Source organism: Pedococcus sp. (genome assembly GCF_036554925.1).
Lineage (GTDB): Bacteria > Actinomycetota > Actinomycetes > Actinomycetales > Dermatophilaceae > Pedococcus_A.
Genome location: NZ_DATBMI010000068.1, coordinates 1 through 20,590 on the forward strand (window position 1 = coordinate 1; position 20,590 = coordinate 20,590).

A 20,590-nucleotide genomic window follows, 5' to 3' on the forward strand; every position below is an offset into this window, starting at 1 on the left:
AGGTGAACCCGCTGGCCCTGGAGGAGTTCGCCGCGCTCGAGGAGCGGCACAAGTTCCTCACCGAGCAGCTCGAGGACCTCAAGAGCTCCAAGCGGGACCTGCTCGACATCGTGCGCGAGGTCGACGAGCGGGTCGAGCGGGTCTTCACCGAGGCGTACCACGACACGGCGGCGCAGTTCGAGCAGGTCTTCAGCCGCCTCTTCCCGGGCGGCGAGGGCCGGATCCTGCTCACCGACCCCTCCAACATGCTCACCACCGGCATCGAGGTGGAGGCGCGGCCGCCGGGCAAGAAGATCAAGCGGCTCTCGCTGCTCTCCGGCGGCGAGCGGTCGCTGGTGGCGGTGGCCCTGCTGGTGTCGATCTTCAAGGCCCGGCCGAGCCCGTTCTACATCATGGACGAGGTCGAGGCCGCGCTCGACGACGCCAACCTCGGCCGCCTCATCACCCTCTTCGAGGAGCTGCGCGACTCCAGCCAGCTCATCGTCATCACCCACCAGAAGCGCACCATGGAGGTCGCCGACGCCCTCTACGGCGTGACCATGCGCGGCGACGGCGTCACGACCGTGGTCTCCCAGCGCATCCGCGACGTGGTGGCGCAGAGCGCCTGACCACCGGATGGGCGCGCTCGGCGGCTGTCGTCGCCTCGCGGGGAGCGAGACCCTGCTCACGGCCGCGGCGGGTCGATTTGAGGATGTCTGCGTCGTCGGCCACCCTTGAGTCATGGTTGCGCTGATTGTGGGAATGCTCCTGTGCGTCGTGCTGGCCCTCGCCGTCGTCGCGCTGGTGGCGATCCCCGCGCGCCGGGAGGGCCGACAGGTCCTGACCCCGTTGGGTGAGGAGGTCGTGAGCTCGGCCAAGGAGCTCACCCAGGACGCCCTGGAGCGCACCGGCGAAGCCATCATCGCCACCAAGGACAAGGTCGCCGACTCGGTGGGCTCGTCCCGCGACGACGAAACCAGCGCAGACGAGACCGGCGCCCCCGACACGGCACCCGCCTCCGCGGGGCAGGTGCCCTCCGGGCCCCCGCCCAGCGCTGCGCCGGCCCAGCCGACCGGAAGCGCCACGCAGGCCGCGACACCCACCACTGGGCCCACCGTCCGCAAGGCGAGCTGACCGCTGCGCCGTCCGGTCGGACCTCGGTCGAGCCGGCGCCGCCCACGCCGCCCCGCGGCAGACGCGCGCCTTCGGCGTGCCCGCGCCCTCTGCTGCCTCTGATCCCTCTCCTGGGGCCACCCTCGTGGTCGGGACCTGCCCCTCGGTTCTGAGAGGATGGCGCGCGTGATCGATCAGCTCTGGGAGTACATCGCCGTTGCCCTCGGCATCCTCGTCGTCCTCGGGGGCCTCGTCTTCGGGCTGCTGCGTGGCCGCGGCGGGCGCACCAAGGACCTTCCCCCGGCCCCGCCGCGTGACCGGGAGGTGCTGCCCGGAGTCGGAGACGACGCCGCGCCGCCCCGGGACGCCCCGAAACGGGCGGTCGAGAACGCCCCCGGCGTCGACACCCTCCCCACGCCGACCGAGCCCGAGCTCCTCCCGCAGCCCGAGCCCACGCCCACCCTGGAGCGGCCCGAGGCACCTGCCGGGCGGCTCCGCCGGCTCCGGGCCCGCCTCGCGCGCTCCAACACCGCGCTCGGCAAGGGCCTGCTCGCCCTGCTCTCGCGCGGAGGGCTCGACGAGCAGGCGTGGGAGGACGTCGAGGACACGCTGCTCGCCTCCGACCTCGGCGTCGAGGCCACCACCGAGCTGGTCGACTCGCTGCGCCGCCGTGTGCAGGTCGAGGGCGCCACCGACGAGACCGCGGTGCGCGGCTGGCTGCGCGAGGAGCTGCTGGCGCTCGTCGACCCGGCCATGGACCGCTCCATCGCGTCCTCGCGCGCCGGTGGCCGCCCGGCCGTCGTGCTCGTCGTGGGGGTCAACGGCACCGGCAAGACGACCACGGTCGGGAAGCTGGCCCGGGTGCTCGTCGCCGAGGACAAGGACGTCGTGCTCGGCGCTGCCGACACCTTCCGGGCCGCCGCGGCGGACCAGCTCGAGACGTGGGGCGGACGCGTCGGCGTGCCCACCGTGAGGTCCGACCGCGAGGGGGCGGACCCGGCCGCGGTGGCCTTCGACGCGGTCAAGGCCGGCGCCGAGATGGAGGCCGACGTGGTGCTGATCGACACCGCGGGCCGCCTGCACAACAAGGTCGGCCTCATGGACGAGCTCGGCAAGGTCAAGCGGGTCATCGAGAAGCAGTCGCCCATCGACGAGGTCCTGCTCGTCCTCGACGCGACCACCGGCCAGAACGGCATGCGCCAGGCAGAGGTCTTCGGCGAGGCCGTGGACGTCACCGGGATCGTGCTCACCAAGCTCGACGGCACCGCCAAGGGCGGCATCGTCGTGTCGGTGCAGCGCAAGCTCGGCGTCCCGGTGAAGCTCGTCGGCCTCGGCGAGGGCCCGGACGACCTCGCTCCGTTCGACCCCGAGGCGTTCGTCGACGCCCTCATCGACTGAGGACCTCCCGGGGGCGCGGTTCCCGTCGCGGCCGCACTACGGTGGGCCCGTGGATCGTGAGCGTCGGGCGGCAGCCGTCCTGGCCGCCGTGCAGGAGTCCTGGGAGCTGGCCAGTGCGCCGCAGGTGCGTCGGGCCTGGGGGCAGGAGAGCTCCTGTGCCGGGATGACCGTCGGCGGGCTGACGCACCACCTGCTGAGCCAGCCGCGCAACACGGCCCGGCTGCTCGAGGCGCCGCCGGGCGGGGACGAGCCGATCGCGCTGCTCGAGCACTACGCCCGGGCCGCCTGGGTCCAGCCCGACGCCGAGGTCAACGTCTCGATCCGCGACAGCGACAACGCCGCGGCGGAGCGCGGTCCCGACGCCGTGCTCGACGAGGCCCGGGCGGCGATCGAGGCCCTTCCCGGGCTGTTGGCCGGGCCGCGCGACCCGGACTCCGTCCACATCCCGTGGCAGGGGTGGTCCTTGAGCACCCCCGACTTCCTCACCACCCGGATGATGGAGATGGTCGTCCACGGTGACGACCTCGCTTCGAGCGTCGGGCTGCCCACACCGGTCTATCCCGACGACGTCATCGGCCCGGTCCTGGCCCTGCTCAGCGGTGTCGCGGTCCGGCGCCACGGACAGGCGGCGCTGGTCCGCGCGCTCGCCCGGCCGCAGCGGGCCCCCCGGGTGGTCTCGGCCTTCTGAACCGGGGCGGCCTCCCGGCACAGCCACACCGGGGAACCCCCGTCTCAGGATCTGGGAGGTGGGCCGGGTGGTTACCTGATGCTTACCCGGGAGGCGCCCCGCTAACACGCCTGTAACACGACGCAGCACACCCTGAAACGGCGCTCGCCCAGAGTTGCGGCATGGAAATCGCACTCGACAGCGGCGACACCGCCTGGGTCCTGATCAGTGCCGCCCTGGTGCTGCTCATGACTCCCGGTCTCGCCCTCTTCTACGGCGGCATGGTCAGGTCCAAGAGCGTCCTGAACATGATGATGATGAGCTTCGGCGCCCTCGGGGTCGTCAGCGTCCTCTGGGTGCTGTACGGCTTCTCGATGTCGTTCGGCAGCTCCAAGGGTGGTCTCGTGGGAGACCCCACCGAGTACTTCGGGCTCAGCGGCCTCTTCGGCGAGCGGCTGCTCGGGTACCTCGACGAGACGGTTCCGACCGTCCCCGGCATCCCGGCACTGGTCTTCGTCGGGTTCCAGGCGGTCTTCGCGATCATCACCGTGGCGCTGATCTCCGGTGCCATCGCGGACCGCGCCAAGTTCTCGACCTGGCTGCTCTTCACCGGGATCTGGGCCACGGTCGTCTACTTCCCGGTCGCCCACTGGGTGTTCTCCTTCGACGGCTACGTCTCCGAGGCGGGCGGCTGGATCGCCAACACCCTGGGTGCCATCGACTTCGCCGGTGGCACGGCCGTCCACATCAACGCCGGCGCGGCGGGCCTGGCCCTCGCCCTCGTGCTGGGCAAGCGGGTCGGCTTCGGCAAGGAGGCCATGCGGCCGCACAACCTGCCGCTGGTCATGCTGGGCGCGGGCCTGCTCTGGTTCGGCTGGTTCGGCTTCAACGCCGGCTCGGCGCTCGCGGCCAACGGCCTGGCCGGCCTGACCTTCGTCAACACCCTCGGCGCCACGGCCGCCGCGAGCCTGGCGTGGCTGCTCGTGGAGAAGGTCCGTGACGGGCACGGCACCTCCCTCGGTGCCGCGTCGGGTGTCGTGGCCGGCCTCGTCGCCATCACCCCCTCCTGCTCCGCGCTCACCCCGCTGGGCGCCCTGGCCCTGGGAGCCGTCGCCGGCGCCCTGTGTGCCCTGGCCGTCGGCCTGAAGTTCCGCTTCGGGTACGACGACAGCCTCGACGTCGTCGGCGTCCACCTCGTGGGCGGGCTGGTCGGCACCATCGGCATCGGCTTCCTCGCGGACCCCGGGGCCGCGGCCGGCGCCGAGGGGCTGCTGTTCGGCGGTGGGCTGGACCTCCTGGTGAAGCAGACGGTCGGCGCGCTGGCGGTGCTCGCCTTCTCCTTCGTGGCCACGGCGGTCATCGGCCTTGCCCTGGACAAGACCATCGGGTTCCGCCTCGACAAGGAGGCCGAGATGGCGGGCATCGACCTGCAGGAGCACGCTGAGAGCGGGTACGACATCAGCGGCGTCAGCGGGGGCCGGTTCGGCTCCAGCGGCGCAGTCACCACGGCGCCCAGCGCCAAGATCTCCGAGGGAGCGTCGGCATGAAGCTCGTCACCGCCATCATCAAGCCCCACCAGCTCGACCAGGTGAAGGAGGCCCTCGAGGCCTACGGCATCTCGGGGATGACCGTCAGCGAGGCGTCCGGCTACGGCCGCCAGCGCGGCCACAGCGAGGTGTACCGCGGTGCGGAGTACACGGTGGACTTCGTGCCCAAGGTCCGCGTGGAGGTCCTCGTCGACGACGTCGACGCCGGCAGCGTCGTCGACGTCATCCTCAAGACCGCCCAGACCGGCCGGATCGGCGACGGCAAGATCTGGACCGTCCCGGTCGAGGACGTCGTCCGCGTCCGGACGGGTGAGCGCGGTGTCGAGGCGCTCTGATCCGATGACCCTCGAGCAGAGCGGCCTGGCCGCACTCCGACTCGACCTCGCCGGCGCCCGGGGCTTCGATGCCCCGGGCGCCGGCCCCGTGCGGCGGGAGGGGGTGGCCGAGGTCACCCGGGAATGGCTCGCGGCCGTGTGGGAGGAGGCCATGGCCCGCCGCTCCCAGGAGGGCATCGCCCTCGCTGCCGTCGGCAGCCTCGCCCGCGCCGACGCAGGGCCGCTGAGCGACCTCGACCTGGTGCTGCTGCACTACGGCCGGTCGCTCTCCGGTGACGACCTGCGCGAGCTCGCCGACGGCATCTGGTACCCCATCTGGGACGCCGGGGTGCGCCTCGACCACAGCGTGCGCACCGTCAACCAGTGCCGCACGGTCGCGGCGGGCGACCTCAGCGCCGCCGTCGGCCTGCTCGACCTGACGTGCCTGGCGGGGGACCCCGAGGTGGTTGCCGCCGCCCGCACCGTGGTGGCGCACGACTGGCGCGCCAACGCGCGCAAGCGGCTGCCGCACGTCGTCGAGACGCTCCGCCAGCGGCACGCCCGCCACGGCGACCTCGCCCAGTCGCTCGAGCCCGACCTGAAGGAGGCGCACGGCGGCCTGCGGGACATGGCGATCCTGCGCGCGCTCGCGGCGGCATGGCTGGCTGACCGCCCGCACGGCGACGTCGATGAGGCGTACGCGCAGCTCCTCGACGTGCGGGACGCGGTCCACGTCGTCACCGGCCGTGGCCGCGACCGCCTCTCCCGTGAGGACCACGATGCCGTGGCGGCGCTCCTCGGCCACGGCGACAGCGACGAGCTCCTCACCGCCGTCTCGACCGCGGGGCGCACGGTCGCGTACGCGCTCGACGGCACGGTCCGCCGGGCGGGGCAGTCCCAGCGGGCACGAACCCTGCGGGTCGGCCCGCGCCGGCCGCGGCTCAACCCCCTCGGCTACGGCCTCTTCGAGCACGACGGCGAGGTCGTCCTCGGCCCCCGCAGCGCCGTCGCCACCGACGCCCTGCTGCCGCTGCGGGCGGCCTCGGTCGCGGCCCGCAACAGCCTGCCCATCGCGCCGGCGACCCTGGCCAACCTCGCCAAGAGCGCCCCCGCGCTGCCCACCCCGTGGCCGGACACCGCGCGTGACCTCTTCGCCGACCTGCTGGCCGCCGGACCGGGACTGGTGCACGTCTGGGAGGGGCTGGACCAGGCCGGCATCGTCGAGTCCTGGCTGCCCGAGTGGGCCGCCGTGCGCTCGCGGCCGCAGCGCAACCCGGTGCACCGGCACACCGTCGACCGGCACCTCATCGAGACCGTGGTCCAGGCCGGGGGACTGGTACGCAGCGTGGCGCGCGCCGACCTGCTGCTGCTCGGCGCGCTGCTGCACGACATCGGCAAGATCCGGGACGCCCACGACCACTCCGCCACGGGCACACCGCTGGCGACCGCGATCGCGACACGGATGGGATACCCGCCCGAGGACGTGGCCGTCGTGACGACGCTGGTCCGCGAGCACCTCACGCTCATCGACCTCGCCACCCGGCGCGACCACCAGGACCCACGCACCGTCGCCGCTGCCCGCGAGGCGGTGGCCGGGTCCCGGGAGGTCTTCGACCTGCTCCTCGCACTCACCGAGGCGGACGCGTCGGCCGCGGGGCCGCTGGCGTGGACCGACTGGCGGGCCACCCTTCTGCGCCAGCTCGCCGAGGCCGCCACGGCGGGCTGGGGTGACCAGCGGCCCGCGCCCGCGGCGGAGCAGGCCGCGGTGACCCAGGAGGACCTCGAGGCGGTCGCGGCCGGCGAGCCCCACGTCGTCGTCCGGCCGCAGGGCGGGTCCTACCGCATCGACGTCTTCGACCGGGACCGGCTCGGGCTGTTCGCGGACACCGCGGGCCTGCTCGCGGCATACGGCCTCGTGGTGCGCACCGCCATCCTGCGCACCCTCGACGGTGTGGCCGCCAACGAGTGGCACGTGGAGTCCCCGAGCGGTGAGGCGCCGGACGGCTCCCGCATCGCCCGGGGCCTCGGGCGGCTCGCGCACGGCGACCGCGCACCCCTGGGCCTGCTCGACCGGCGGCGCCAGTTCGCCGGCACCCCGAGCGCACGGGCGGCATCCGGCTCGCCCGGGCAGTCGCGGGCGCTGGTGGTGCCGCACGCGTCGGAGGAGGCCACCGTGCTCGAGGTCCGGGCCCAGGACCGGCCGGGGCTGCTGCACGACCTCGGCCTGGCCTTCGCGAAGTCGGGCCTCAGCGTGCGGTCGGCGCACATCGCCACGTATGCCGGTCAGACGCTGGACACGTTCTACGTCACCGAGTTCGGTGGTCGGCTCCTCTCGCCGGCGAAGGTCGCGCAGACGGTGTCGATGATCATCGACACCTGCGACGGCACGGCCTGAGGTCCGGGGAGGGGGACGATGGTCGGCCGGTTTGGCCGCGGCAGATAGCCTGTGCGGGTGTTCACCAGTCTTTCCGATCGCCTGACCGCCACCTTCAAGAACCTCCGGGGGAAGGGGCGGCTCACCGAGCACGACGTCAACAGCACCATCCGCGACATCCGGATGGCGCTGCTCGACGCCGACGTCGCCCTCCCCGTCGTCAAGCAGTTCACGGCAGCCGTGCGGGAGCGCGCGCTCGGCGCGGAGGTCTCGGGGGCACTCAACCCGGCCCAGCAGGTCGTCAAGATCGTCAACGACGAGCTCGTGGCGATCCTCGGCGGGCAGACCCGCACGATCCAGCTCGCCAAGACCCCGCCGACCGTCATCATGCTGGCGGGCCTGCAGGGCTCCGGCAAGACCACGCTGGCCGGCAAGCTCGGCAAGTGGCTCAAGGACCAGGGGCACACCCCGCTGCTCGTCGCCGCGGACCTCCAGCGGCCCAACGCCGTCACCCAGCTCGAGGTCGTGGGCGAGCGCGCCGGCGTGCCGGTCTTCGCGCCCGAGCGCGGCAACATCGGCGGCCACGACGCCGTCCTGGAGTCGGGGGAGGGCACCCGCTCGTTCGGCGACCCCGTCTCCGTGTCCCGCGCCGGCCTCGAGGCGGCCCGGGCGCGCCAGCACGACGTCGTCATCGTCGACACCGCCGGCCGTCTCGCCATCGACGAGAACCTCATGCAGCAGGCCGCCGACATCCGCGCGGCGATCCAGCCCGACGAGGTGCTGTTCGTCATCGACGCGATGATCGGCCAGGCCGCCGTCGAGACCGCCCAGGCGTTCTCCGAGGGCGTCGACTTCACCGGCGTCGTCCTGTCCAAGCTCGACGGCGACGCCCGAGGTGGCGCCGCCCTGTCGGTCGCCTCGGTCACCGGCCGGCCGATCATGTTCGCCTCCGTCGGCGAGGGGGTGAAGGACTTCGAGGTCTTCCACCCCGACCGGATGGCCTCGCGCATCCTCGACATGGGCGACGTGCTCACCCTCATCGAGCAGGCCGAGAAGGCGTTCGACCGCAGCCAGGCCGAGGAGATGCAGCGGAAGTTCCTCGCCGAGGAGGACTTCACCTTCGACGACTTCCTGAACCAGATGGCGGCCATCAAGAAGATGGGCTCGCTGAAGTCGATGCTGGGGATGATGCCCGGCATGGGCCAGATGCGCGCCCAGCTCGACAACCTCGACGAGCGCGAGTTCGACCGCGTCGAGGCCATGGTCCGCTCCATGACCCCGTTCGAGCGCACCCACCCCAAGCAGATCAACGGCTCCCGCCGCGCCCGCATCGCCAAGGGTTCCGGAGTCACCGTCTCGGAGGTCAACGGCCTGCTCGAGCGGTTCACCGAGGCGCAGAAGATGATGAAGAGCCTCGCTCGTGGTGGTGGCATCCCGGGGATGCCGGGGATGCCCGGCATGGGTGGTGGCGGCCGCAAGGGCAAGCAGCAGCCGCAGCGCAAGAAGTCCAAGTCGGGCAACCCCGCCAAGCGGGCCGCCGAGGAGCGTGCCGCGGCCGAGAAGGCCCAGGCGGCGCGCGCGTCCGGTGGTGCCTTCGGTGCCGGTGCCCCGGGCGCCGGGGACGGCGGCATACCGGCCGACCTGGACCCCGCCAACCTGCCCAAGGGCTTCGAGAAGTTCCTGGGGCGGTAGCAGCGGTCCGAGGGCACACCCCACCAAACCCGGTCGAGTCCGGACCAACTCGCTCACCCGTTCGGCCGGTTTCTCGGGGAGGACTCTCACCCCGCACGGCACCGTCCTAGCGTCGTGGTGTGAGCTTCACACTCGACGAGGCGATCGCGCTGGCCGACAGCGCGCATCGGGGGGCCGTCGACACAGGCAGGCCCCGCGGTGGTGACCGCCAGCGCGCCGTTCGGCGGCTGGTGCAGGCGGCCGGGTACGGCCCGGCCCATCAGGTGACCGCAGTGCTGCACGAGGACGACGAGGGCAGCGGCCTCGGTCCCGACCTGCTGGCCCGGGCGCGGCTGCGCGGCGCCCCGCCGGAGGTCGTGGCGGCGCTGGACAGCGTCACGCGCCGCCCCGACCCCGACGCTCCCGACGACTGGGAGCCCTACCTCAGTGGCCTCATCCGCCGGGCCGCGGCCAACGACATCGGACGGGTGGTCAAGCTGTTCGACGGCGTCGTCAGCATGCTGCCCTGGCACGCCGAGGGCCCGGCCGGCGACCTGCGCAGCCAGATCGAGTACCGCTACCGGCCCGCCCAGGCGATCCTGCTCGCGGCCGAGGCCGCTCGTCGGGACGAGGGACTGGTGGGGCCGTTCCCGGTGGAGCGGGGGGCGTTCCTGCGTTGGGCCATCGCCCTCGACACCCGGGTGCGGGCCAACGACCGGTTCGGGGCGCTCTCGGCGCGGCTCGAGGCGCTCGGCCACGACGACGGGCTGTCGACCGCCCTCGGGGAGGGCTACGCCGCCAGCTGACGCGGGTCGGTAGGGTCGCGGCCATGACGGCAACGGTGCTGCACCTTGACGGTCCCGTCCTCGTCGGGCCCGACGACGTCCGCGGGCAGGCGTGGGTCGTGGGGGGCCGCCTGACGTTCGATCGGCCGTCGGTCGCCGCGGCGGAGGTCCAGACGCTGCGCGGCTGGGTCCTGCCGGGCCTCGTCGACGCGCACTGCCACGTCGGCCTCGACGCCCACGGCGCGGTCGACCGGGAGACCGCAGAGCGGCAGGCCCTGGGGGACCGCGAGGCCGGGACCTTGCTGATCCGCGACGCCGGCTCGCCGTCGGACACGCGCTGGATCGACGACCGCGAGGACCTGCCGAAGATCATCCGCGCCGGTCGCCACATCGCCCGGACGCGCCGCTACATCCGCAACTACGCCCACGAGGTCGAGCCCGACCAGCTCGTCGAGCGCGTGCGGCTGGAGGCCCGCGCCGGCGACGGCTGGGTCAAGCTCGTGGGGGACTGGATCGACCGCGACCTCGGCGACCTCGCGCCGTGCTGGCCCCTGGACGTGCTGAAGGAGGCCGTCGCCGCCGCCCACGAGGAGGGGGCGCGGGTCACGGCGCACTGCTTCGGGCAGGAGTCGCTGCACGACTTCGCCGCCGCGGGCACCGACTGCGTCGAGCACGCGACCGGGCTCGAGCCGGCCACGATCGAGCAGTTCGCCGCCCAGGGGATCGCGGTCGTGCCGACCCTGGTCAACATCGCGACGTTCCCGGCGATCGCCGAGCCCGCCCGCGAGAAGTTCCCCGACTACCACCGCCGGATGATCGACCTCCACGCCCGGCGCTACGCCACCGTCGCGGCGGCGCACGAGGCGGGCATCCCCGTCTACGTCGGCACCGACGCCGGCGGCTCGCTGCCCCATGGGCTCGTGGCGCAGGAGGTGGCCGAGCTGGTCCGCGCGGGCCTGTCGCCGCTGCAGGCGCTGGGGGCAGGCACCTGGGCCGCGCGCGACTGGCTGGGCCGGCCCGGTCTGGAGGAGGGGGCCGAGGCCGACCTCGTCGTCCTCGCCGAGGACCCGCGCCGGGACGTGGGCGTGCTCGCGGCCCCCCAGCGCATCGTGCTGAGGGGCCGCGTCGTCGGCTGAGGTGTGCCCTCAGGCGGGGTCGGGCACCGCGACCTGCTCCGGCTGGGCCGGGCTCGAGGCGGGCTGGTCCGCGAGGGCCTGCTCGGTGGCCCGCTCCCGGCGGTAGGCCCGCACCGACCACACCACCGCGGCGATCCACACGCCCCAGATCACGGCGTACACGGCATACCGCGTGGCGGTGCCGGCGTCGATCCAGTCGCTGAGCAGCAGCGTGCGGGCGTTGGTCAGGATGATCAGGCCGCCCACCGCGGACCCGAGGACGCGCGGCGGCACGTGCCGCACCAGCCAGGCCGCGATCGGGGCGGCCACGAGGCCGCCGGCGAGCAGCGCGAGGGCCGACCCGAGGTGGATGCCGGAGGAGCCGAGCGCGAGCAGGAAGCCGATGCTGGCGGCGACGGAGACGAGGAACTCGCTGGTGTCGATCGAGCCGATCGTCTTGCGCGGCTCGAGCCGGCCGCTGGCGAGGATGGCAGGGGTGCCCACCGGGCCCCAGCCGCCGCCGCCGGTGGCGTCGATGAAGCCGCCGAAGAGCCCGAGGGGGGCGAGGAAGCGGGTGCGCAGCGGGTGCCCGGCGCGGTCGCGGCGCAGCCCCCGCACGGTGAAGCGGGCCAGCACGTAGAGGCCGAGCGCGAGCAGGATGAGCGACATGGCCGGCTTCGCGACCGACGTGTCGAGGCTGCTCAGGAAGGTGGCGCCCGCGAACGCGCCCACCGCGCCGGGGATGCCGATCTTCAGCACGACCCCCCAGTCGACGTTGCCGAACTTCCAGTGCGCGGCCCCCGAGGCCAGCGTCGTGCCGATCTCGGCGAGGTGGACGGTCGCCGAGGCGGCCGCCGGGCTGGTGCCCACGGCGAGCAGCAGGGTGCTCGACGTCACGCCGTAGGCCATGCCCAGGCTTCCGTCGACGAGCTGGGCCCCCAGACCCACGATGGCCAGCAGGATGAGTTTGCGCATCGGTTCCCCTCGGTGTCGATGACGGCGGTGGGGGACCGCCTCGGGCGAATTCCTATGGAACTGACTATTCCTATAGGGCTAGTAGGACTATGCCGGATCCGCCCGTCCCGACCAACCTGCTGCCGGCGTATCTCGCATGCTGAAAACGGAGGAGGGGCGGCGTCGGGCCCTGGCGGGACGTCGCTCTCGTCCAGATGTCCTAGCCGTCCATCGGGCGAGATGGCCCGTCCGGGCGGTTGACCCGGGCGGAGCTCCGGCGCAAACTCCTACTTGTCACATAGGACTAGCGGGAATAGCGGCGGTGCCGCACCCGCCGGGGGCACAGGAGCTCAACCATGCACAGGATTCGAGTCACCGCCGTGACCGGCGTCGCCGCACTGACGGCGCTCGCCCTCACGGCCTGCGGGGGCGGCGGCTCCAGCGACGTCGTCGCGGCCGGCGCCACCTCGCCGGTCGCCCAGGGGGGCGGCGGCACCGTCAACCTCTACGCCTACGCCGTGCCGAAGGTCGGCTACGACAAGGTCATCCCCGCGTTCAACGCGACGGACGCGGGCAAGGGCGTGTCGTTCCAGCAGTCGTACGGCGCGTCGGGCGACCAGTCGCGCAAGGTCGAGGCCGGCGCCGCCGCCGACTTCGTCAACTTCTCCGTCGAGCCCGACGTCACCCGGCTCGTCGACGCCGGCCTGGTCGACAAGGACTGGAACGCGGGTCCGCACCAGGGCATCCCGTTCGGCTCGGTCGTCACCATCGTGGTGCGCAAGGGCAACCCGAAGGGCATCAAGGACTGGGACGACCTGCTGAAGCCCGGCATCGAGGTGGTCACGCCCAACCCGTTCAGCTCCGGCTCGGCGAAGTGGAACCTCCTCGCGCCGTATGCCGCCAAGAGCACCGGCGGCAAGGACGGCAAGGCCGGCCTGGCCTACGTGTCCGCGCTCGTCTCGGACCACGTCAAGATCCAGCCGAAGTCCGGCCGTGAGGCCACCGAGGCGTTCCTCCAGGGCAGCGGGGACGCCCTGCTGAGCTACGAGAACGAGGCGCTGTTCATCGAGCGGGGCGGCGACCCCGTCGAGCACGTCACCCCGCCGCAGACGTTCAAGATCGAGAACCCCGCCGCGGTGCTCAGCAAGGGCGCCAACGCTGCCAAGGCGAAGGCGTTCAACGAGTTCCTCTACACCCCGCAAGCCCAGCGGCTGTGGGCCGAGGCAGGCTTCCGCCCGGTCGACACCACGGTCGCCCAGGAGTTCGCCGCGGACTTCCCGCAGCCCGAGAAGCTCTGGACGATCGACGACCTCGGCGGCTGGAAGACCGTGAACGACAGCCTGTTCAAGAAGGACGTCGGCTCGATCGCCGCCATCTACGACAAGGCCACCCGGTAGGTGCCCTGATGTCGACCAAGACCCTGGCGCGCAGGGACGCTCACCCCACCTCACCCCCAGCGTCCCTGCCGCCAGCCACCCGTTCACGAGACCGGGTCGTCCCCGGCGCCGGGCGCATGCTCGGCGTCGGGGTGGTCTCGCTCTGGCTCAGCCTGATCGTGCTGCTGCCACTGGCCGCGCTGACGGTGGCCTCGTTCGACGAGGGCCTCGCCGGCTTCTGGGAGGCGGTCACCGCGCCGGTGGCCCTGGCCTCGCTCAAGGTCACCGTGGGGGTCTCGGCCCTCGTCGCGGGTGTCAACGCGGTGATGGGCACGCTCATCGCCTGGGTGCTCGTCCGCGACGACTTCCCCGGCAAGCGCTTCGTCAACGCCCTGATCGACCTGCCGTTCGCCCTGCCGACCATCGTCGCCAGCATCGTGCTGCTCTCGCTCTACGGCCCGAGCAGCCCCGTGGGGATCCACCTCAACGCGACCCGCTGGGGCCTCATCGTGGCGCTGGCCTTCGTCACGCTGCCGTTCGTGGTGCGCTCGGTGCAGCCGGTGCTCATCGAGGCCGACCGCGAGGTCGAGCAGGCCGCCACCTCGCTGGGGGCGGGCAGCTGGACGACGTTCCGCCGGGTGGTCCTGCCGACCCTCGCGCCGGCGGTCATCGGCGGCACCGGCCTGGCCTTCGCCCGGGCCATCGGGGAGTACGGCTCCGTCGTCCTCATCGGTGGCAACATCCCGCGCGAGACGCAGGTCGCCTCGCAGTACATCCAGCAGCAGATCGAGATCGACCGGCCCATGAACGCCGCGGCGGTGTCGGTGGCGCTGCTGTCCATCGCGTTCCTCACGCTCTTCGTGATGCGCCTGGCCGTGAGCCGGAGCCAGAAGCGAGAGGAGCGGGCGCCATGACCACCTCGCGTCCGGCCACCCTGGCGCTGCGCACCGTCGCCCTGGGCTACCTCGTGGCCCTGCTGGCGGTGCCGATCGCGGTCATCCTGTGGCGCACCTTCGGCGACGGGGTCGGGCCGTTCCTCGACTCGATCCGCACCCCGGCGGCCATCTCCGCGCTGAACCTGTCCCTGCTCATCCTCGCGATCGTGGTGCCGCTCAACGTCGTCTTCGGGCTCGTCACGGCGATCGCCCTGGTGCGCTGGAGGTTCCCCGGCCGGGGGCTCATGCAGGCTGTCGTCGACCTGCCCTTCGCGGTCTCGCCCATCGTCGTGGGCGTCTCGCTGATCATGCTGTGGGGCGTCCACGGCTGGTTCGGGGGCCTGCGCGACGTCGGGCTCACGGTCATCTTCGGGCTCCCCGGCATGGTCATCGCCACGATCTTCGTGACGCTGCCCTTCGTGGTGCGTGAGGTCGAGCCGGTGCTGCACGAGATCGGCACCGACCAGGAGCTGGCGGCGGCCACCCTCGGCGCGTCCGCCTGGCAGACGTTCTGGCGGGTCACCCTCCCGGCCGTCCGCTGGGGGCTGACCTACGGTGTGGTGCTCACGGTGGCCCGGTCCCTGGGAGAGTTCGGCGCCGTGATCATGGTCTCCTCCGGGTTTCCCGGCGTCTCGCAGACCCTCACGCTGCTCGTCCACTCGCGCTACATCGACGACCACAACACCTACGGGGCCTACGCCGCGGCGACGCTGCTCATGGGCCTGGCCCTGCTGACCCTGCTCGGCATGGCCGTGCTGGACCGCACCAAGAGGAGCTCCGCATGATCACCGTCACCTCGGCCCACAAGAACTTCGGCAGCTTCGCCGCGCTCGACGACGTCAGCCTCGAGATCCCGGCGGGCTCCCTGACCGCCCTCCTCGGGCCGAGCGGCTCGGGCAAGTCGACTCTGCTGCGGTCCATCGCCGGGCTCGAGCGTCTGGACTCCGGTCGCGTCCGCATCGACGGGAAAGACGTCACCGACGTGCCGCCGCAGCGGCGCGGCATCGGGTTCGTCTTCCAGCACTACGCCGCCTTCAAGCACATGACGGTGCGCGACAACGTCGCCTTCGGGCTGACCATTCGCCGCCGGCCGCGACCGGAGGTCGACCGGCGGGTCGACGAGCTGCTCGAGGTGGTCGGGCTCGGCGGCTTCCGTGACCGCTACCCGGCCCAGCTCTCCGGTGGCCAGCGCCAGCGGATGGCCCTGGCGCGCGCCCTGGCCGTCGACCCTCAGGTGCTGCTGCTCGACGAGCCGTTCGGGGCGCTCGACGCCAAGGTGCGCGCCGACCTTCGCCGGTGGCTGCGCCGCCTGCACGACGAGGTCCACGTGACGACGGTGCTGGTGACCCACGACCAGGAGGAGGCGCTCGACGTCTCCGACCGGATCGCTGTGCTCAACGAGGGACGGCTGGAGCAGGTGGGCACGCCCGAGGAGCTCTACGAGCAGCCCGCCAACGCGTTCGTCATGTCCTTCCTCGGCTCCGTCGCCGATCTCGGCGGCACGCTGGTGCGGCCGCACGACATCTCCCTGGAGCGTGAGCCCGGGGTGGCTCTGGTCCCCGAGGGCCAGCCGCTGCCCGCGCGCGTGCGGGCCACGGTGGAACGCGTCGTGCGGCTCGGCTTCGAGGTCCGGGTCGAGCTCGTCGACCAGGCGAACGGCCAGCGTTTCGCCGCGCAGGTCACCCGGGCGGCCAGCGACGCCCTGGGCCTGCGACCGGGGGAGACCGTCCACGCGAGCGCACCGGCCGGCGGCATCGTGCCCCGTGCCGCGGCGCAGAGCACGCTCGCGGGCTGAGGACGGTCTCCCGCCCTGGAGGGGGCGCACCGGGCGGGCCCATGCGGCATACGGCATCCCCACGTCGTCGCCGAGGTCCCGTCCGGTGTCCGTCCGGGGGTGCGCCACGTCGGCCCCCGAGTGCGCCACAATGCGTGCCGTGGACATCTCGGCGCGCACCGAATACGCGATCAGGGCGATGCTGACCCTCGCTGAGGCGTCGCTGTCGCAGGCGGGCCCCGTGAGCGTCGACAGCCTCGCGACCCGCCAGGACCTGCCCCGCAAGTTCCTCGAGGCGATCGTCTCCGACCTGAGGCGCGCCGGCCTCGTGGTGAGCACCCGTGGCGCCCGGGGTGGGTACTCCCTCAGCCGCGACCCCGGCCAGATCAGCCTGGGGGACGTCTTCCGCGCCGTCGACGGCCCCTTGGCCGAGGTGCGTGGGCTGCGCCCCCACGAGACCCGCTACGAGGGCGTCGCGACCCACCTGCCCACCGTCTGGGTCGCGGTCCGAGCCAGCCTCCGCGAGGTGCTCGACGAGACGAGCCTGGCCCAGGCCCTCTCGGGGGACCTCCCGGAACACGTCAAGGCGATGGCCGCGGCGCCCGACGCCTGGCGCAACCGCTGACCGACCCCGGCGGGCCTGCTGCCCCAGGCCGCCTGGTCGGGGCACCCTCGGGCATCTGGCAGAATGGTCGGCTGTACCCGTCCGGCCAGGCCCCTCTCGCCGGGACTGGACGCCTACACCGAGCCCCGGTACCCCGCGTGTTCCCCACCCGGTCTCGCCGTGCTCACAACACAGAAACAGGAGACACCACAAACGTGGCCGTCAAGATTCGTCTGAAGCGCATGGGCAAGATCCGTGCACCGTTCTACCGCGTCGTCGTCATGGACTCGCGCGTCAAGCGCGATGGCCGGGCCATCGAGGAGATCGGCAAGTACCACCCCACCGAGGAGCCGTCGCTCATCGACATCGACTCCGAGCGCGCGCAGTACTGGCTCGGCCACGGCGCGCAGCCGACCGAGGCCGTCGAGGCGCTGCTCAAGGTCACCGGTGACTGGCAGAAGTTCAAGGGTGAGCCGGGTGCCGAGGGCACGCTGAAGGTCAAGGAGCCCAAGCCTTCCAAGAAGGAGCTCTACGAGGCCGCCATCGCCGCCGCCGGCAAGGCCGAGGACGTCAAGGACACCGCGACGACCCCGAAGAAGAAGGCCGAGAAGAAGGCCGAGGAGCCGAAGGCCGACGAGGCCCCCGCCGCCGAGGCGACCGAGGCCGAGGCTGAGAAGAGCGAGGCCTGACCGTGCTGGAGGAGGCGCTCGAGCACCTCGTCAAGGGCATCGTCGACCACAAGGACGACGTCGCCGTCCGGCGCAAGGAGCTGCGCCGCGGTGAGGTCCTCGAGGTCCGCGTCCACCCGGACGACCTCGGTCGCGTCATCGGCCGCTCCGGCCGGACCGCCAGCGCACTGCGCACCGTGATGGGCGCCCTCGCGGGCGGGCACAGCGTCCGGGTCGACATCGTCGACACCGACCGCGTCCGCTGAGCGAGCGTCCGCACCACGCACACCACGGGGTATGCCGTGAGTCCACCGCCCACGCAGGGCGTCGGGGCCCCACGGCATACCCCGTCGTCGTGCCTTGAGGAGGAAGTGACATGGAACGGGTCGTAGCCAGGATCGGAAAGGCGCACAGCCTGCGTGGCGAGGTCACCGTGCAGGTGCACACCGACGACCCGGAGGCGCGCTTCGTCCCGGGCGCCCGGTTCTCCACCGAGGCCGTGCCCGGCTCCGGGGTCCCGCGCGAGCTCAGCCTCCGCAGTGCCCGGGTGCACAACGGGATCTGGCTGCTCGCCTTCGACGGGATCCCGGACCGCACCGGCGCCGAGGGCCTGCGCGGCACGCGCCTGCTCATCGACACCGAGGACGAGGCCGTCCCCGAAGGCGCCGACGAGGACGCGTGGTACGAGCAGGACCTCGTCGGCCTCCGCGCGGTCGACCCCTCGGGTGTGGAGCTCGGGACGGTCTCCGGCCTCGAGACGGGCCCGGCCCAGGACCTGCTCGTCCTGCGCCTCGCGGGTGGCGGCAGCGCGTACGTCCCGTTCGTGTCGGCGATCGTCCCCGAGGTCGACGTCGACGGCGGGCGCGTGGTCATCGACGCGCCGCCCGGGCTGCTCGAGCTGAACGCCGACTGAGGGAGGGCCGCGCCGCCGTGCAGATCGACGTCGTCACGATCTTCCCCGACTACCTCGCCCCGCTCGACCTGTCCCTGATCGGCACGGCTCGCCGCAACGGGCTGCTCGACCTTCGCGTGCACGACCTGCGCGACTTCACCCACGACCGCCACCGCACGGTCGACGACACGCCCTACGGCGGCGGCGCGGGCATGGTCATGCGGCCGGAGCCCTGGGCGGAGGCGCTCGACCACGTGGTCGCCCTCGGGCCGGGAGCAGAGGGCGGAACCGCCGCCGCAGAGGGTGGCACTGCCCCCGCAGAGGGTGGCAATGCCTCCGCAGGAGGTGGCCTGCCGACGCAGGGTGCGGGCCGGCCTCACGTGATCGTCCCGGGACCGGGCGGCCAGCCGTTCACCCAGGAGGTGGCGCGCGGCCTGGCCCGGGAGCCGTGGCTGGCGTTCGCCTGTGGACGCTACGAGGGGATCGACGAGCGGGTCTACGAGCACGCCGCCGAGGACCTCGGCCTCGAGGTGTCGGTCGTCTCGCTCGGCGACTACGTCCTCAACGGCGGCGAGGTGGCGGTCCTCGCGATCGTCGAGGCGGTCGCCAGGCTGCTGCCCGGCGTGATCGGCAACGCCGAGTCCCTCGTCGAGGAGTCGCACGAGGACGGCCTCCTCGAGTACCCGGTCTACACCAAGCCGGCTCAGTGGCGCGGGCGCGAGGTGCCGGGCGTGCTGCTGTCCGGCAACCACGCGGCCATCGCACGGTGGCGCCGGGACGAGCGGCTCCGGCGCACGGCCCGTCGCCGACCTGACATGCTCGCCGCGCTCGACGAGCAGGCGCTCGACGCGAGGGACCGCGAGGTGCTGGCAGAGCCGCTGGGGGACTGAGGGCCCGCGGCACTGCTCGCCGCTGCGGACGCGAGCTCGCTGCGGGCGGGCTCGGTCGCCGAGTCCGCGGGCTCAGTCGACCAGTGACCGGCGCAGGTCCGCGGGCAGGAGCCGCCGGGCCTCGACGAGGCGCTCCGCGACCGACACCGTCACCGTCTGGGCCGCCATGATCCCGAAGAGGACGAGCACCTGGGCGGTGGCGGCCTGGGCGGGGGACCCGCCGCCGAGCATCACCCCGATGAAGGCGCCGGGCAGGGTCACGATCCCGGTGGTGCGGACCTGGTCGAGCCCGGGGAGCAGCGCCTCGGGAGCGCGGCGGTGGATGATCTCGCCGATGCCCCGGGCCGGGAGCATGCCCAGTGACAGGCACGCCTCGTACTGCGAGTGCTCCTCGCGGAGCGCGGCGAAGGTCCGCCGACCGACGAGGGTGTGGGCCGTCATCGCGTTGCCGATGATGATCCCGGCGACCGGGATGACCGCCACGCCCTCGAGGGGCACGGCCCCCGTGGCCAGCACGACGGCGAGGACCGGCACCACGCCACAGGCCATCGCGGCCGCCGCCCACGGCCACGCCCCCGACGCCTCCACGCGCCGGCTCGTGGTCAGCACCGCCATCGCGAACATCACCAGGGCCAGCAGCGTCGAGAGGGCCAGGCTCCCGATGACCGCGGTGATCACGACCGCGGCGAGCCCGAGCTGGACGCAGGCACGCAGGCCCGCCACGAGAGCCTCACGCCCCAGCCCCATGCCGCTGAGGCGGTGGGCGGCCAGGGTGAGCGCCATCAGCAGGACGAGCGCAGCGGCGACGGGCCAGCCGGGGTCGATCGTCACGGCGTCACGCTAGCCCCAGTGCACGATTTCAGCGGCGGGGGCGGGCCGTGGCAGAATGACTGGTCGCGCCAGCACGAACATCCGGCCCCTGCCGCAGGGGGAGTGCCATCGGCACGCGGCCCGCTCGAGCACCGCGGCGCGACACCGACCACGTCAGCAGTACGAACCCGTGGGTGACCTGTGGCACCTGCGAGAAAGCGAACCCGCCATGCAGCGTTTCGACGAGATCGACAAGGCTTCCCAGCGCGACGACCTCCCGGAGTTCCGCGCCGGTGACACCGTCAACGTCCACGTCAAGGTCGTCGAGGGCAACCGCTCGCGCGTCCAGGTCTTCAAGGGCGTCGTGATCCGCCGCCACGGCGGTGGGGTCGGCGAGACCTTCACCGTGCGCAAGGTCTCCTTCGGTGTCGGCGTCGAGCGCACCTTCCCGCTCCACACCCCGATCATCGACAAGATCGAGGTCGTCACCCGCGGTGACGTCCGCCGCGCGAAGCTGTACTACCTGCGCGAGCTGCGCGGCAAGGCCGCCAAGATCAAGGAGAAGCGCGAGACGACCCCCGCCAGCTGAGGCGCGTCGACTCCCTGACCCGGGTCCTGGTGCGCTTGCAGCCGGGCCCCGGGGGCTAGGCTCCGAGGCAATGACCCCCGGACCAGAATCCTCCCAGTCGCCCCCCGTCGTCGCGCCTGCTCCGGCAGGCGCGAC

General features: G+C 72.9%; 21 protein-coding genes and 1 pseudogene. 20 read left to right on the top strand and 2 right to left on the bottom strand.

The window, feature by feature from the left end; translation table 11 throughout:
- The 10 genes from VIB11_RS05945 to VIB11_RS05990 all read left to right on the top strand — a co-directional run.
- A partial coding sequence (locus tag VIB11_RS05945) for an AAA family ATPase (RefSeq protein WP_332029309.1) occupies nucleotides 1-608 on the top strand: 608 nt, incomplete at its 5' end.
- A gap of 112 nt (nucleotides 609-720) precedes the next feature.
- Nucleotides 721-1,113: a hypothetical protein gene (locus VIB11_RS05950; protein WP_332029311.1), complete on the top strand. Its 393-nt coding sequence runs from the start codon at nucleotides 721-723 to the stop codon at nucleotides 1,111-1,113.
- 156 nt (nucleotides 1,114-1,269) lie between these two features.
- Nucleotides 1,270-2,490, top strand: a complete 1,221-nt coding sequence (gene ftsY / locus VIB11_RS05955) for a signal recognition particle-docking protein FtsY (RefSeq protein ID WP_332029313.1) — start codon at nucleotides 1,270-1,272, stop codon at nucleotides 2,488-2,490.
- 49 nt (nucleotides 2,491-2,539) lie between these two features.
- Entirely contained in the window at nucleotides 2,540-3,178 is a 639-nt protein-coding gene (locus VIB11_RS05960) for a maleylpyruvate isomerase N-terminal domain-containing protein (RefSeq protein ID WP_332029315.1), read from the top strand.
- A 161-nt stretch (nucleotides 3,179-3,339) separates the two neighbouring features.
- Nucleotides 3,340-4,704: an ammonium transporter gene (locus tag VIB11_RS05965; protein ID WP_332029317.1), complete on the top strand. Its 1,365-nt coding sequence runs from the start codon at nucleotides 3,340-3,342 to the stop codon at nucleotides 4,702-4,704.
- Entirely contained in the window at nucleotides 4,701-5,039 is a 339-nt protein-coding gene (locus VIB11_RS05970; protein WP_332029319.1) for a P-II family nitrogen regulator, read from the top strand. The genes VIB11_RS05965 and VIB11_RS05970 overlap by 4 nt, the downstream gene beginning before the upstream one ends.
- Before the next feature lie 4 nt (nucleotides 5,040-5,043).
- A complete protein-coding gene (locus tag VIB11_RS05975) occupies nucleotides 5,044-7,413 on the top strand; it encodes a [protein-PII] uridylyltransferase (protein ID WP_332029321.1) in 2,370 nt (789 codons plus the stop codon).
- Nucleotides 7,414-7,470: 57 nt separating this feature from the next.
- Nucleotides 7,471-9,084 carry a signal recognition particle protein gene (ffh, locus tag VIB11_RS05980; RefSeq protein ID WP_332029323.1) on the top strand — a complete coding sequence of 538 codons (1,614 nt, stop codon included), beginning with the start codon at nucleotides 7,471-7,473 and terminating at the stop codon, nucleotides 9,082-9,084.
- 119 nt (nucleotides 9,085-9,203) lie between these two features.
- The gene (locus VIB11_RS05985; protein ID WP_332029325.1) at nucleotides 9,204-9,869 is read left to right on the top strand and encodes a hypothetical protein; all 666 of its coding nucleotides are present in this window, start codon (nucleotides 9,204-9,206) and stop codon (nucleotides 9,867-9,869) included.
- Between the two features lie 23 nt (nucleotides 9,870-9,892).
- A complete protein-coding gene (locus VIB11_RS05990; protein ID WP_332029327.1) occupies nucleotides 9,893-10,984 on the top strand; it encodes an amidohydrolase family protein in 1,092 nt (363 codons plus the stop codon).
- A 9-nt stretch (nucleotides 10,985-10,993) separates the two neighbouring features.
- On the opposite strand, the gene VIB11_RS05995 is transcribed toward VIB11_RS05990, so the two are convergent.
- A complete protein-coding gene (locus tag VIB11_RS05995) occupies nucleotides 10,994-11,938 on the bottom strand; it encodes a sulfite exporter TauE/SafE family protein (protein ID WP_332029329.1) in 945 nt (314 codons plus the stop codon).
- Nucleotides 11,939-12,273: 335 nt separating this feature from the next.
- On the opposite strand from VIB11_RS05995, the gene VIB11_RS06000 reads away from it, so the two are divergent.
- From VIB11_RS06000 to trmD, 9 genes and pseudogenes are all read left to right on the top strand, one after another.
- The gene (locus VIB11_RS06000) at nucleotides 12,274-13,314 is read left to right on the top strand and encodes a sulfate ABC transporter substrate-binding protein (protein WP_332029331.1); all 1,041 of its coding nucleotides are present in this window, start codon (nucleotides 12,274-12,276) and stop codon (nucleotides 13,312-13,314) included.
- A gap of 8 nt (nucleotides 13,315-13,322) precedes the next feature.
- Nucleotides 13,323-14,207 (top strand): sulfate ABC transporter permease subunit CysT, encoded by an 885-nt coding sequence (cysT, locus tag VIB11_RS06005; RefSeq protein ID WP_332029333.1) that lies wholly within the window; start codon nucleotides 13,323-13,325, stop codon nucleotides 14,205-14,207.
- Nucleotides 14,204-15,013, top strand: coding sequence for a sulfate ABC transporter permease subunit CysW (gene cysW / locus VIB11_RS06010; protein ID WP_332029335.1), 810 nt, complete (start codon nucleotides 14,204-14,206; stop codon nucleotides 15,011-15,013). Before cysT ends, cysW begins: the two co-directional genes overlap by 4 nt.
- Nucleotides 15,010-16,023 carry a sulfate/molybdate ABC transporter ATP-binding protein gene (locus VIB11_RS06015; RefSeq protein WP_332029337.1) on the top strand — a complete coding sequence of 338 codons (1,014 nt, stop codon included), beginning with the start codon at nucleotides 15,010-15,012 and terminating at the stop codon, nucleotides 16,021-16,023. The genes cysW and VIB11_RS06015 overlap by 4 nt, the downstream gene beginning before the upstream one ends.
- 130 nt (nucleotides 16,024-16,153) lie before the next feature.
- Complete coding sequence (locus VIB11_RS06020; protein WP_332029339.1) at nucleotides 16,154-16,627, top strand: Rrf2 family transcriptional regulator; 474 nt, start codon at nucleotides 16,154-16,156, stop codon at nucleotides 16,625-16,627.
- A 194-nt stretch (nucleotides 16,628-16,821) separates the two neighbouring features.
- Complete coding sequence (gene rpsP / locus VIB11_RS06025; protein ID WP_332029341.1) at nucleotides 16,822-17,295, top strand: 30S ribosomal protein S16; 474 nt, start codon at nucleotides 16,822-16,824, stop codon at nucleotides 17,293-17,295.
- A gap of 2 nt (nucleotides 17,296-17,297) precedes the next feature.
- Nucleotides 17,298-17,540 carry an RNA-binding protein gene (locus VIB11_RS06030; RefSeq protein WP_332029343.1) on the top strand — a complete coding sequence of 81 codons (243 nt, stop codon included), beginning with the start codon at nucleotides 17,298-17,300 and terminating at the stop codon, nucleotides 17,538-17,540.
- 110 nt (nucleotides 17,541-17,650) lie between these two features.
- Nucleotides 17,651-18,187, top strand: a complete 537-nt coding sequence (gene rimM / locus VIB11_RS06035) for a ribosome maturation factor RimM (protein WP_332029345.1) — start codon at nucleotides 17,651-17,653, stop codon at nucleotides 18,185-18,187.
- Nucleotides 18,188-18,204: 17 nt separating this feature from the next.
- Nucleotides 18,205-18,987, top strand: a pseudogene (gene trmD, locus VIB11_RS06040) (tRNA (guanosine(37)-N1)-methyltransferase TrmD); the annotation flags it as partial.
- 141 nt (nucleotides 18,988-19,128) lie between these two features.
- Here trmD and VIB11_RS06045 read toward each other — a convergent pair.
- A complete protein-coding gene (locus VIB11_RS06045) occupies nucleotides 19,129-19,887 on the bottom strand; it encodes an ABC transporter permease (RefSeq protein ID WP_332029348.1) in 759 nt (252 codons plus the stop codon).
- 208 nt (nucleotides 19,888-20,095) lie between these two features.
- Between VIB11_RS06045 and rplS the strand changes: the two genes are divergently transcribed.
- Entirely contained in the window at nucleotides 20,096-20,455 is a 360-nt protein-coding gene (rplS, locus tag VIB11_RS06050) for a 50S ribosomal protein L19 (protein WP_332029350.1), read from the top strand.
- Nucleotides 20,456-20,590 lie beyond the last annotated feature (135 nt).

Excerpts from the sequence above, each read along its gene's own strand:
- VIB11_RS05950 (WP_332029311.1), top strand. The coding sequence starts at position 721 with ATGGTTGCGCTGATTGTGGGAATGCTCCTGTGCGTCGTGCTGGCCCTC.
- ftsY (WP_332029313.1), top strand. The coding sequence starts at position 1,270 with ATGGCGCGCGTGATCGATCAGCTCTGGGAGTACATCGCCGTTGCCCTC.
- VIB11_RS05965 (WP_332029317.1), top strand. The coding sequence starts at position 3,340 with ATGGAAATCGCACTCGACAGCGGCGACACCGCCTGGGTCCTGATCAGT.
- VIB11_RS05970 (WP_332029319.1), top strand. The coding sequence starts at position 4,701 with ATGAAGCTCGTCACCGCCATCATCAAGCCCCACCAGCTCGACCAGGTG.
- VIB11_RS05975 (WP_332029321.1), top strand. The coding sequence starts at position 5,044 with ATGACCCTCGAGCAGAGCGGCCTGGCCGCACTCCGACTCGACCTCGCC.
- VIB11_RS05990 (WP_332029327.1), top strand. The coding sequence starts at position 9,893 with ATGACGGCAACGGTGCTGCACCTTGACGGTCCCGTCCTCGTCGGGCCC.
- VIB11_RS05995 (WP_332029329.1), bottom strand. The coding sequence starts at position 11,938 with ATGCGCAAACTCATCCTGCTGGCCATCGTGGGTCTGGGGGCCCAGCTC.
- VIB11_RS06000 (WP_332029331.1), top strand. The coding sequence starts at position 12,274 with ATGCACAGGATTCGAGTCACCGCCGTGACCGGCGTCGCCGCACTGACG.
- cysT (WP_332029333.1), top strand. The coding sequence starts at position 13,323 with ATGTCGACCAAGACCCTGGCGCGCAGGGACGCTCACCCCACCTCACCC.
- cysW (WP_332029335.1), top strand. The coding sequence starts at position 14,204 with ATGACCACCTCGCGTCCGGCCACCCTGGCGCTGCGCACCGTCGCCCTG.
- VIB11_RS06015 (WP_332029337.1), top strand. The coding sequence starts at position 15,010 with ATGATCACCGTCACCTCGGCCCACAAGAACTTCGGCAGCTTCGCCGCG.
- VIB11_RS06020 (WP_332029339.1), top strand. The coding sequence starts at position 16,154 with ATGCGTGCCGTGGACATCTCGGCGCGCACCGAATACGCGATCAGGGCG.
- rimM (WP_332029345.1), top strand. The coding sequence starts at position 17,651 with ATGGAACGGGTCGTAGCCAGGATCGGAAAGGCGCACAGCCTGCGTGGC.
- rplS (WP_332029350.1), top strand. The coding sequence starts at position 20,096 with ATGCAGCGTTTCGACGAGATCGACAAGGCTTCCCAGCGCGACGACCTC.